The organism is Maribacter sp. 4U21, from assembly GCF_002742365.1.
Lineage (GTDB): Bacteria > Bacteroidota > Bacteroidia > Flavobacteriales > Flavobacteriaceae > Maribacter.
Window position 1 is genome coordinate 113,133 of the sequence record NZ_MDGN01000039.1, and the last position, 11,403, is coordinate 124,535.

General features: G+C 39.7%; 10 protein-coding genes and 1 tRNA gene. 2 read left to right on the top strand and 9 right to left on the bottom strand.

Features of this window, described 5'->3' with window-relative positions; genetic code table 11:
* The 6 genes from BFP77_RS08515 to porV form a co-directional block, all read right to left on the bottom strand.
* Entirely contained in the window at positions 1 to 681 is a 681-nt protein-coding gene (locus BFP77_RS08515) for an SDR family oxidoreductase (RefSeq protein ID WP_099573613.1), read from the bottom strand.
* Positions 681 to 1,730, bottom strand: coding sequence for a M28 family metallopeptidase (locus BFP77_RS08520; RefSeq protein WP_099573614.1), 1,050 nt, complete (start codon positions 1,728 to 1,730; stop codon positions 681 to 683). Before BFP77_RS08520 ends, BFP77_RS08515 begins: the two co-directional genes overlap by 1 nt.
* Positions 1,731 to 1,803: 73 nt before the next feature.
* Entirely contained in the window at positions 1,804 to 3,435 is a 1,632-nt protein-coding gene (locus BFP77_RS08525; RefSeq protein ID WP_099573615.1) for a pyruvate dehydrogenase complex dihydrolipoamide acetyltransferase, read from the bottom strand.
* A gap of 4 nt (positions 3,436 to 3,439) precedes the next feature.
* A complete protein-coding gene (pdhA, locus tag BFP77_RS08530) occupies positions 3,440 to 4,438 on the bottom strand; it encodes a pyruvate dehydrogenase (acetyl-transferring) E1 component subunit alpha (protein WP_099573616.1) in 999 nt (332 codons plus the stop codon).
* Positions 4,439 to 4,719: 281 nt separating this feature from the next.
* A complete protein-coding gene (locus BFP77_RS08535) occupies positions 4,720 to 5,208 on the bottom strand; it encodes a cytidine deaminase (protein ID WP_099573617.1) in 489 nt (162 codons plus the stop codon).
* Positions 5,209 to 5,344: 136 nt separating this feature from the next.
* Positions 5,345 to 6,493: a type IX secretion system outer membrane channel protein PorV gene (gene porV, locus BFP77_RS08540; protein ID WP_099573618.1), complete on the bottom strand. Its 1,149-nt coding sequence runs from the start codon at positions 6,491 to 6,493 to the stop codon at positions 5,345 to 5,347.
* 419 nt (positions 6,494 to 6,912) lie between these two features.
* Here porV and gldJ point away from each other — a divergent pair, with 419 nt between their 5' ends.
* Positions 6,913 to 8,583 carry a gliding motility lipoprotein GldJ gene (gldJ, locus tag BFP77_RS08545; RefSeq protein WP_099573619.1) on the top strand — a complete coding sequence of 557 codons (1,671 nt, stop codon included), beginning with the start codon at positions 6,913 to 6,915 and terminating at the stop codon, positions 8,581 to 8,583.
* 63 nt (positions 8,584 to 8,646) lie between these two features.
* Positions 8,647 to 9,924 carry a UDP-N-acetylmuramoyl-tripeptide--D-alanyl-D-alanine ligase gene (locus BFP77_RS08550; RefSeq protein WP_099573620.1) on the top strand — a complete coding sequence of 426 codons (1,278 nt, stop codon included), beginning with the start codon at positions 8,647 to 8,649 and terminating at the stop codon, positions 9,922 to 9,924.
* Between the two features lie 12 nt (positions 9,925 to 9,936).
* On the opposite strand, the gene BFP77_RS08555 is transcribed toward BFP77_RS08550, so the two are convergent.
* From BFP77_RS08555 to BFP77_RS08565, 3 genes are all read right to left on the bottom strand, one after another.
* Positions 9,937 to 10,011: transfer RNA gene (locus BFP77_RS08555), tRNA-Val, on the bottom strand.
* Positions 10,012 to 10,108: 97 nt separating this feature from the next.
* Complete coding sequence (locus BFP77_RS08560) at positions 10,109 to 10,993, bottom strand: dienelactone hydrolase family protein (protein WP_099573621.1); 885 nt, start codon at positions 10,991 to 10,993, stop codon at positions 10,109 to 10,111.
* A 74-nt stretch (positions 10,994 to 11,067) separates the two neighbouring features.
* A partial coding sequence (locus BFP77_RS08565) for an IS1595 family transposase (protein WP_143751879.1) occupies positions 11,068 to 11,403 on the bottom strand: 336 nt, incomplete at its 5' end.

Below are 11,403 nucleotides of genomic sequence, written 5' to 3' on the forward strand. Positions count from 1 at the left end.
TTAAGGTGTACTACTACTCACTTGCAATAGCTTACCGTTGTACAATTTATTACCGGTCAGCGCAAAATCCTTAATATACGTCGCCATTTCCAAAGCGGTTGTTGGTGCCTCATATCCAGGGAAAGCCTCCTCTAACATTTCTGTTTGTACCGCACCCAAAGCAAGCACGTTGAAGGATGGGCCAGCCTCCTTGAATTCTTCCGCCCATAGCTCCGTCATTGTGATCACTGCCGCCTTGCTTGAGCTATACGCGGAAAGACCTGGGAATTTCATGCTTCCTTGAACCCCACCCATAGAACTGATAGTAACAACATGGGCATTTTTGTCCATAAACGGTATGACCAATTTAGTTATGGCGGCCACACCAAAGACATTTACATCATAAACGGCTTTGAATTCTTCTTTACTCGTTTCTAGAAAAGGCTTGTTCAAAAGCGCTCCCGCATTATTTATCAACACATCAACCCTCTTCCAATTCTCGTTCAAAAAACGCTCTAATTTTAATAGATCAGCATCACTTACAATGTCAAAAGGAAAGGTGTGAATATCCTTTATACCCAAGCTTTTAATTGGATTTTCGTTTCGAGATAGGGCCAACACTTCATGGCCTTCTTTAGCAAATAATTGTGCTAGTTCAAAACCGATACCTCTACTTGCTCCTGTAACTATAATTTTGGCCATTAGTTATATTTTATTTCTTTAACAGGTGCATTCGATATTCCTTCAACAACAGGTATCATCCTATTCACCACGCGCGCCATATGCTCAAAGTCCATTAGATCAAGCTCATCGCCAACCTTGTGATAATATTCAAAATTGGTAAAATCGAAACTACTAAAGGTTTGTGACGGCACATTAAAAGCCTTATGAAACGCATAGTTATCCGATCGCTTGAACAAATTAAAGGCCTTAGCTTTTGGCAAAAACCCTGTCAATTTTTCTTTGGCATATATATTACTTACTTCCGATAAATTTGAGAGTTCATAACCGGTCAGGTATAACAAATGATCTTTATTGACCATTGGCACGCCGACCATTTCAAAATTGAGCATCGTATAAAGCGTAATATCTTCACCTTTCAGCTTTTCAGCTAAATGTTTGGAACCAAGTAGTCCTTTTTCTTCAGCACTAAATAGCGCAAATATAATACTCCTCTTATTTGATTTTGTTTCACCAAAATACCTAGCCAGCTCTAGTACAACACTAGTTCCGGATGTATTGTCGTTTGCTCCGTTAGCAATAGCATCACCATTTTCGCTACCCATGATACCTATATGATCATAGTGGGCACCAATAATTATAAATTCCTTTTTTAGTTGTGGGTCCGTGCCTTCCAAATAACCTACCACATTAGAAGTTGGTTTCTCAAAATTACTCAGTGTATCCCTATACGTTTTAAAATAAGGCGATACATTATTATTTTTAAAAATACCCGCTATAAAATCAGCAGCTTTTTCTATACCCACACTTCCAGAATCTCTGCCCTCTAAATCATCCGATGCCAAAAAGGTCATGATACCTTCTATTTTTTCTGCCGATGTAAAGGACATTTGAGTGGTCGCATTTAAGGCTGACCCCTTTGCTACCATTGGTTTCTCTTCTTTACCAATTGCTCCCACCAAAGCACCAGTGGCTTCATTGGTAGTATTCATCGTGTTACTGGCGTTTTTGTTCTGAACACCACATGCCATTAGCAAGAGTGTTTGAGCTAAAATAATCAGTCTTTTCATTTTTCCACTTTATATTAAAGATAAAAAGCATCCCGAAAAGAGGATGCTTTTTACTGTTTATTTAAGATTTGGCTTATGCCAACATCGTTACCGGGTTTTCAACGAAATACCTCAGGGTCTGTAAAAATTGGGCTCCGACTGCCCCATCTACCGTCCTATGGTCACACGCAAGTGTCAGTTTCATGGTATTACCCACAACAATTTCTCCATTTTTAACTACTGGTTTTTCTACAATAGCACCGACTGAAAGTATGGCCGAGTTAGGTTGATTGATTATAGAAGTAAACTCCAATATACCGAACATACCTAAATTGGAAACCGTAAAAGTACTACCCTCCATCTCCGATGGCGCAATCTTTTTGGTCCTAGCCTTACCCGCTAAATCCTTAACGGCAGCACCTATTTGTGTAAGACCTAATTGGTCCGCAAACTTAACTACCGGCACAACTAGACCTTCGTCTACGGCAACCGCAACACCCATATGTATATGTTTGTTATAGCGCGTAGTATCTCCGTTCCAGGAGGTATTTACTTGTGGGTGCTTTCTTAAAGCCATCGCACATGCTTTCAATACCATATCATTAAATGAAACCTTAGTATCTGGCAGACTGTTTATTTGTGCTCTAGAAGCCTTTGCATTGTCCATATCTACCTCTATGGTAAGATAAAAGTGTGGTGCAGTGAATTTTGACTGTCCCAATACTTTCGCAATTACTTTGCGCATCGAAGAATTCTTAACTTCCTCAGAACCTTCCTCGCCTACGGGCAAGCTGATAGGTGCTAGGCTCGGCGCAGCTTCTTGTTTCTGTTGAGCAGCAGGGGCAGCGGTAGCCTGTGATGGCTGGTAATTCTCTATATCTTTTTTAACAATTCTTCCATTATCCCCAGAACCGGAAACAGCAGCCAAATCTATTCCTTTGTCCTCGGCTATTTTCTTTGCTAAAGGCGATGCAAAAATTCGCTTACCATCTGCAACAGCTACTTTTTCTGTACTTGCATCGGCCTGAACTTTTTCTTTTGACTCCTCCTTTTTTGTTTCTGTTGTTGTAGTTTCAGATTTTGCGGTTGCAGGTTTAGCATTTAAAACAGCATCTACATCCGTTCCTTCAGGCCCGATTACGGCCAACACCGCATCCACTGGAGATGATTCTCCTTCTTGAATTCCTACATAGAGCAGCGTACCGGAATAAAATGACTCGAACTCCATCGTAGCCTTATCAGTTTCTATCTCCGCTAAGATATCGCCTTCTTCAACCGTGTCACCGACCTGTTTTAACCATGCAGCAACAGTACCTTCTTCCATGGTATCGCTTAAACGTGGCATTTTAACCACCTCAACACCTTCTGGAATTTCAGCAGTCTCCACTGTAGCAGCCTCAGTCTTCGCCTCTGGTTCAGGGGCTTCCGACTCTTCCTTCTCTACTTCGGGCGCGGTATTACCATTAAGCAAACCGGAAATATCCTCTCCTTCTTCACCTATAATGGCCAATAACGAATCTACTGGAGCCGTGTCACCTTCAGCTATCCCGATGTGCAATAGTGTTCCTTCATTAAAGGACTCAAACTCCATCGTAGCCTTATCGGTTTCTATCTCGGCTAATATATCTCCTTCTTCAACCTTATCCCCCACATTTTTCAACCATGTGGCAACGGTACCCTCTTCCATGGTATCGCTTAATCTGGGCATATTTACAACTATAGCCATTTACTTATAATTTATGTTGAACAAATGGAAAATCTTCTTGTTCGTAAACCATATCATACAATTGGCTTACTGGTGGATAATCTGATTCCTCCGCAAATTTCTCACATTCAGAAACTAAGGCTTTCACCTTTTTGTCAATGCTCTTTATTTCATCATCCGTAGCATACTTTTTCTCTTTGATGACATCCAATACTTGAGTAATCGGATCTATCTTTTTGTACTCCGCTACTTCATCTTTAGTTCTATAATGCTGTGCATCGGACATAGAATGCCCTCTATACCTATACGTCTTCATTTCTAGAAAAGTTGGTCCACCACCAGACCTTGCCCGCTCAATTGCCTTACTCATTTCCTGAGCAACCGTAACCGGGTTCATTCCGTCAACAGGACCACAGGGCATTTCATACCCTAATCCAAGTTTCCATATATCTGTGGAATAGGATGTTCTTGCTACCGAGGTACCCATGGCATAACCGTTATTCTCACATACAAAAACCACAGGTAGTTGCCAAAGCATAGCTAAGTTGAACGTCTCATGAAGCGACCCTTGTCTAACGGCACCATCACCCATGTAGCAGAGCGTTACCGCATCACTACCATTATATTTATCTCCAAAGGCCATCCCGGCACCTAAGGGAATCTGACCCCCTACAATACCATGACCTCCGTGGAATCTATGTTCTTTTGAAAAGATGTGCATGGAACCTCCCATACCTTTAGAAGTTCCGGTAACTTTACCATAAAGCTCCGCCATTACTTTCCTTGGGTCAACTCCCATACCAATGGGTTGAACATGATTTCTATAGGCGGTAATCATCCTATCCTTCGTTAAATCCATAGCATGCAAAGCTCCTGCTAAGACTGCTTCTTGGCCATTGTACAGGTGAAGAAACCCTCTTACCTTCTGTTGTATATACACAGCAGCAAGTTTGTCCTCGAATTTTCTCCAGAAAAGCATTTCCTCATACCATTTCAAATACGTCTCCTTGGTAATTTTTTCCATCAATCTATTATCTAAATTAATATTTACTCGATAATCGAGATTAAAAATGCTCCGAGGCTAACCTCGAAACCACGTGTTATTTTCTATTAGAATACCCTATGGGTCCGTCCCTGTGGTATTTTATTTTTCGGGCCACAGAGCAAAGGCTCTTATCTATGCCGAAAGAAAACAAAAATACACATATTAATGAATGGATAAAAAAAATAGAAACAAAAGGAGAAAGAAATTATAGGCTTAACAAAAATTATGTGATGCGTGTGTTTTAGCAACTAAAATCACGCTTATTTTAAGAAGGTTCTATTAAATCCTAATGGAAGTATGTCCGCAACGGAATTGCACTGAATTATCTTGCCTACTTCACCCATCAATAAAAGCTTTATAGATTCTTTTTGTTTAAACTCATACTCAAGAATAGCCTGTCTACAATTACCGCATGGTGCTGCCGGAGTTGCAACTTCATAATTTTTGGATGCCGCTGTGATTGCTATTGTTTTTATTTTAACTCCAGGAAACTGAGCTCCAGCATAAAACACGGCTACTCTTTCCGCGCAAAGACCGGAAGGATAGGAGGCATTTTCTTGATTATTTCCTATTACAACTTTACCATTTTCCAATAGTACCGCCGCCCCAACATTAAATCTAGAATAGGGTGCATAAGCATTTTCTCTAGCACCAATAGACTGCATCATTAAAGACCTATCCGATTCATTCAGTTCCTCTAGAGAATCATAAATGGTAATGTCAAAACTCAAACACTTTACTAAAGGCATCTAAAATGGGTATAAAACAATACGGAACAACTTATCAAAAATAAGGTATTCTCAAAAACAAGAACCACTTCCAAAGGGTTAAAAATCAAAAAACCTGCCGTGTAGCAGGTTTTTGAAACTATATTTTAAGTGCTACTTAATCATTATAAAATTCCTCTCCTAAACTAAAAGTAAGTGAAAAACGCAATGTGTTTTCCAGAGGATTTCTAACTTGGGAAGTGGAGAAAAGATAGGATAAATCTATCTGGGCCGCCTTGAACTTGAAGCCAGCTCCCAGTGTAAAGAACTTTCTAGAACCCTTTTCCTCGCTTTCGTTAAAATAGCCCGTGCGCACCATAAAGGCGTCTTGGTAGGAATATTCTGCGCCAAGGGCCCAAGTAAATTCTTTTAGTTCCTCACTAAAACCATCTGGTGCGTCGGAGAAAGAACCTAGTATACCACTGAAGCCACTTTCGTTTTGATAAATGTCATTATCCTCAGAATCAATATCGCCATCATTATCAAAATCTTGAGGTGTTGGAACCAACAATTTACTAAATTCAGTTGTTACGCCTATGACATTGTCTTGATTTAAGATAAAATCAAAGCCCAATCCGGCTCTTAAATTAGTTGGCAGAAAGTTTTCCTGTCCACCTTCGTCATATTGAATCTTGCCTCCAAAATTGGATATATTGAAACCAGCTCTCCATCGACCATCAAAATTATTATAGGCGACTTCTCTGGACCTATAAAAACCAGCTACATCAACAGCAAAAGAACTAGCAGCTTGCGAATCTTCTGTGCCATTTTGAGGCAATCTTAAGTTAGACCTTATATATCTACCCGCAACGGCCATCGAAAAAGTCGGGCTTAGCTTAAGGGAATAAGAACCATCTAAAGCAAGCTCGTTAGGTTTCGCCAGGGTTCCTGGGTCATTTGCAAATTGCCGAAGTTCTATTTCTCCCAACGTAAAGTATCTAAGACTTACCGCAAATGCACTTTTTTCATCTAACTTATTATAAACACTGGCATTCAGTAAGGAAATATCCGTTATTATACTTTCTAAATAAGGTGTGTAACTCAAACCAATGCCTGTTTTTCGTTCTGCGAAAGCGAATTTTGCCGGGTTCCATTGTTGGGAAAAGGCATCTGTGGAAGTGGCCACACCCATATCACCCATTCCTGCGGAACGTGCATCTGCTGCAATAGTCAAAAATGGTACTGCTGTAGTTATCACTCTCTGGTCTTCTTGTGCCACTGATTTTGTGACAAAAGCCAGCATGAAGAATATTGAAATCTTTCTCATTTAATTTATTGTTGATTTAGGAATAAAATATAGCGTGTTACTTTTAGGGTGATATAGTGTATTTTACATGTAAACGACCGTTTTACAATAATCTTGTATGTGATGGGACATTTTTCATTTTCACTTATTAAAACTTTTATTTAAGCGGAACATTCCAAGACAGATTTCTCCCATAACTCTCCAAAGAAACAAAAAGATAATTGAAGTCCCATACTATTATAGGCAATAGCACGTTATGACTGATAGAAATGCCTTTTTATCGGATTATTTATATTCAGAGTAAGAATAAAAAAAATAAGCTATAAAATATTATGATGAAAACAACGTTTTAAACAGCGAAAGTGACATCAAATTAATCAAAACCCAATACACAAATTCGCCAAAAGTTAGTTTGTGAAGATTGAACTCAAGTCCTAATTATGAAAAAACAGTTTACAAAATTTGTACTCTCATTAACCGTTATAGCGGGAGGTTTTACAGTAACCAGCTGTTCTAAATCCTCATCTTCCTCTAAAAATACGTCTAGAGCTACAGGTTGGAAAATCAATGCTAAGGAAGGCGGCTTCCAATATAATACCGATTTTAAGGAGCAAGAAACCGCTCCTGGATTGGTATTTGTAGAAGGCGGAACTTTTACTAAAGGTAAAGTACAGGATGACGTTATGCATGACTGGAACAACACGCCCACCGCACAGCACGTACAATCTTTCTACATGGATGAAACAGAGGTGACCAATGTTATGTACCTAGAGTATTTAGATTACTTGAAAAGTGTTTACCCACCGGAAAATCCCAAGTACACCAACATTTACAAAGGAGCTTTACCAGATACTTTGGTTTGGAGAAATAGACTGGGCTTTAACGAAACGATGACCAATAACTATTTAAGACATCCTGCTTATGCGGAATATCCCGTTGTAGGTGTAAATTGGATACAAGCTACTCAGTTTGCAGAATGGAGAACCGACCGTGTAAACGAGGTCATGTTAGAAAGAGAAGGATACTTATCTCAAGATGCCAAATACCAAGCAGCTAGCGGAGAGGTTGCCGGCACTTTTAGTACGGAAGCCTACCTGAACAGACCAGAATCTGTTTACAATGGACAGATAGATTCTCTACAGGGTAAAAAGAAAAAGGACAGTGTTTCTACTTTTGCCAAAAGAAGTAGTGGTGTTATCATGCCAGAATATAGATTACCGACGGAAACGGAATGGGAATATGCTGCTCAAGCTCAAGTGGGATCAAGAGAATATAACAACTACAGAGGTAGAAAAAAATATCCTTGGGAAGGTGACTATACCAGAAACGGACAACGTGTAGGTAGAGGAGACCAATTAGCAAACTTTAAGCAAGGAAAAGGAGACTACGGCGGAATTGCCGGTTGGTCTGATGATGGTGCGGACATCACAGCACAGGTTATGTCCTACAAGCCTAATGATCTAGGTCTTTATGACATGGCAGGTAACGTAGCTGAATGGGTAGCTGATGTATACAGACCAATAGTTGATGACGAGGTGAGTGATTTTAACTACTACAGAGGTAACATTTACATGAAAAGTGCCATAGGAGAAGACGGTAAAGTAAACATCCTCAGAGATTCAGTGCTTTACGACACGCTTCCTAATGGTAAGGTCGTGGCAGTAAATCTACCCGGTGAAATTAAGCAGGTACCTGTAGATGAAAACGAAACTTACCTAAGAACTAACTTCTCCTCTAGTGATAACAGAGGTTATAGAGACGGGGACCCAGGTTCATCTAGATTCTTTGATAGATTCAGCGATGAAGATGAGGAAAGCGATAAGGCGAGTATGTACAATTCTCCTCAACATAAAGTTGAGAGAGATGAAGACGGGAAAATTACAAGACAGTACGATCAATCCAATACTAGAACTTCTTTGATTAACGATGAGGTAAGAGTATACAAAGGAGGTTCTTGGAGAGATAGAGCTTACTGGTTAGATCCTGCGCAAAGAAGATATATGCCACAATATATGGCCACGGATTATATCGGGTTTAGATGTGCAATGTCTAGAGTTGGATCAAAGTCTAAAACAAAAAATAAGACCGTAAGAGGTAAGAAAGCAAAATAATTTCGCTTATCTAAAGTATTAAAAAGCCCTTTTCTTAAAGGGCTTTTTTTTATCTTCGATTTTATGAAAATTGCAGACCTCCATAAAATCTTTCTCAAGCACCCGTCGGTATGCACGGATACCAGAAAACTTTTAAATAACGATATTTTCTTTGCACTGAAAGGAGAAAATTTCAATGGTAACACATATGCAAAAAAGGCTATTGAAAGTGGGGCTTGCTATGCCATCATAGACGAGGAAAAATTCGCTATTGATGATAGAACTATTTTGGTAAAAAACGTGCTTACTACTTTACAGCATTTAGCTACTTTCCATAGAAATTATTGCAAAGCAAGAGTCATAGCCTTAACAGGTAGTAATGGAAAAACGACAACCAAAGAATTGATCAATGCGGTTCTTTCCAAAAAATATAGGACCATTGCCACGAAAGGTAATTTAAACAACCATATCGGAGTTCCTTTGACCTTATTATCTATTAAGGAAGAGACCGAAATTGCCATTGTAGAAATGGGTGCCAACCATCAAAAAGAAATCGAATTTCTAAGCAGTCTTGCACAACCAGATTTTGGGTACATCACTAATTTCGGGAAAGCACACTTGGAAGGTTTTGGCGGAGTCGAAGGAGTAATCAAAGGAAAGAGTGAGCTTTATACACATCTAATTGCCGAAAACAAAGGCATATTCATGAATGCCGATGACCCCATTCAAAGAGAAAAATTAGCTTCCTATATTAACAAATATGGCTTTAGTACAAACGACCAGGCTTTTACCATTATTAAAATGCCGAAGGGAAATCCTTTTGTTGAAATCAAATTCGAACAGTCACATATTAAAACACAGCTTATAGGGTCTTATAATTTCCCCAACTGTTGCGCGGCCATCCTTATGGGCAAATACTTTAATGTGCCTATTGACCATATAAAATTAGGTTTAGAATCTTATGTGCCAGATAACAATAGGTCCCAAGTAATCGAAAATAACGGTCATAAAATTATTCTCGATGCCTATAATGCTAATCCTACAAGTATGAAAGCAGCACTGGAAAATTTCTCTCAAATGCAAGGGGACCAAAAATCCTTATTTTTAGGGGATATGTTCGAACTTGGAGATCAAGCAGAGGAGGAACATCAAAATATTGCAGCGCTAGCTCAAGAGCTTGGGTTTGAAAGTGTTTTTTTGATTGGTGAGAACTTTTATCAGGTAAAAAACAACTTTAAAAAATTCAGGTCTTTCAATGACCTGAAAATCCACTTACTTGCTGAGGAGCTAAATCCAAACAGTACTTTGCTCATTAAAGGCTCTAGGGGTATGGCTTTAGAACGAATTTTAGATATACTGTAAAAAATACTATTGTGGGATATACTGGATTCGAACCGGTGACCTCTGCCCTGTCAAGGCAGCGCTCTAAACCAACTGAGCTAATATCCCTTAAAGGTCACTAAGGTAGAGTTAAAATCTGTTTTGATAAAGTAAACTTGGGTCAAAATCATTTTGTTAAATCTTAGCCCATTTGTCTTCAAAAAGATTAAGCAAGCTTTTCCCGAAAAAATTCTATAGTACGTTTCCAAGCGAGTTCGGCAGCTTCCATATCATATCTTGGCGTAGTATCGTTATGGAATCCATGATTAGCATTCGGATACACATGTGCCATGTATTCCTTTCCATTTTTTTTGAGTGCCTCCTCATAAGCCGGCCAACCTGCGTTAACTCTAGTATCCAACGCTCCAAAATGAAGCAATAACGGTGCTTCGATTTTACTTATCCCCTCTTTAGGTTGTCCTCCATAAAATGGCACGGCAGCTCCTAAATCTTTCACCTCAACAGCCATCATATTAGAAATCCATCCTCCAAAACAAAAGCCTACAACGCCCACTTTACCGTTGCACTCGGGATGACTTTTCAAGTGTTTGTAGGCAGCAATAAAATCTTCCAACATTTCATTTCTATCCCTTTCCCTTTGCAATTTTCTTCCTTCATCGTCATTTCCTGGATAACCTCCCAAAGGAGTAAGGGCATCTGGCGCCAAAGAAATAAAACCTGCTAGACCCGCGCGCCTTCCCACATCCTCTCTGTGAGGATTTAAACCCCTATTTTCATGCACCACAATAATACCAGGAAGTCGTTTCTTGGCATCAACCGGTTTAGATAATAATCCTTTTATGGTCCCCCCTCCTTTTGGGGATTCGTATTGTACAAACTCAGAGTTTAATCGGGAATCACCCTGTGAGATTTGAATCTTCTTTGCATAATCCGGAGAAATAAAACTCATTATGGAGGCAACGGTCAATCCTCCTACAGCATAAGTGGATAGTTTATTCATAAAAAGCCTTCGGCTTAGCCTATTATGCGCATAATCGTCATAAAGGTCAAACACTTCTTGATTAATATCTTCTTTCTTTAGTTCTTCCATGGCATGTATTTTTAGCTGAAATTATCTTTGTTGATTTAAATTTCTTCATTTAGGAACTGGATATCTGTTAAGTGTCATAATCCTGTAATTCCCGCTATCACTATCCTGTCGAAGACCCGGTCCCCGAAATACCTCCTGTTGAGCTTGTACACGAACTCGTCGAGATATGCCTGAAGGTACTTTCCCTTTATCCTGTGGTCATTGCCCAAAAGGTTCCTTTTGGCGTTGCTTATGAATATATGCACCCGTTTGAGGGTCTCTTCGGTGGTCTCCTTGTTCGATTTCTCGGTCACGTGCAGTTCCACGAAGTCGGCGATATCGACATAGGAAGTGCTCTTGTCGGTGAACACAATGGATTTTTCGTCAAGGGATTCCCCTATGGCCCCGTCCACTTCTCCCGAAGTATGGCC

What these genes read in the sequence shown, in the direction of transcription:
- BFP77_RS08515 (WP_099573613.1), bottom strand. Translation starts at nt 681, where the DNA reads ATGGCCAAAATTATAGTTACAGGAGCAAGTAGAGGTATCGGTTTTGAA.
- BFP77_RS08520 (WP_099573614.1), bottom strand. Translation starts at nt 1,730, where the DNA reads ATGAAAAGACTGATTATTTTAGCTCAAACACTCTTGCTAATGGCATGT.
- BFP77_RS08525 (WP_099573615.1), bottom strand. Translation starts at nt 3,435, where the DNA reads ATGGCTATAGTTGTAAATATGCCCAGATTAAGCGATACCATGGAAGAG.
- pdhA (WP_099573616.1), bottom strand. Translation starts at nt 4,438, where the DNA reads ATGGAAAAAATTACCAAGGAGACGTATTTGAAATGGTATGAGGAAATG.
- BFP77_RS08535 (WP_099573617.1), bottom strand. Translation starts at nt 5,208, where the DNA reads ATGCCTTTAGTAAAGTGTTTGAGTTTTGACATTACCATTTATGATTCT.
- porV (WP_099573618.1), bottom strand. Translation starts at nt 6,493, where the DNA reads ATGAGAAAGATTTCAATATTCTTCATGCTGGCTTTTGTCACAAAATCA.
- gldJ (WP_099573619.1), top strand. Translation starts at nt 6,913, where the DNA reads ATGAAAAAACAGTTTACAAAATTTGTACTCTCATTAACCGTTATAGCG.
- BFP77_RS08550 (WP_099573620.1), top strand. Translation starts at nt 8,647, where the DNA reads ATGAAAATTGCAGACCTCCATAAAATCTTTCTCAAGCACCCGTCGGTA.
- BFP77_RS08560 (WP_099573621.1), bottom strand. Translation starts at nt 10,993, where the DNA reads ATGGAAGAACTAAAGAAAGAAGATATTAATCAAGAAGTGTTTGACCTT.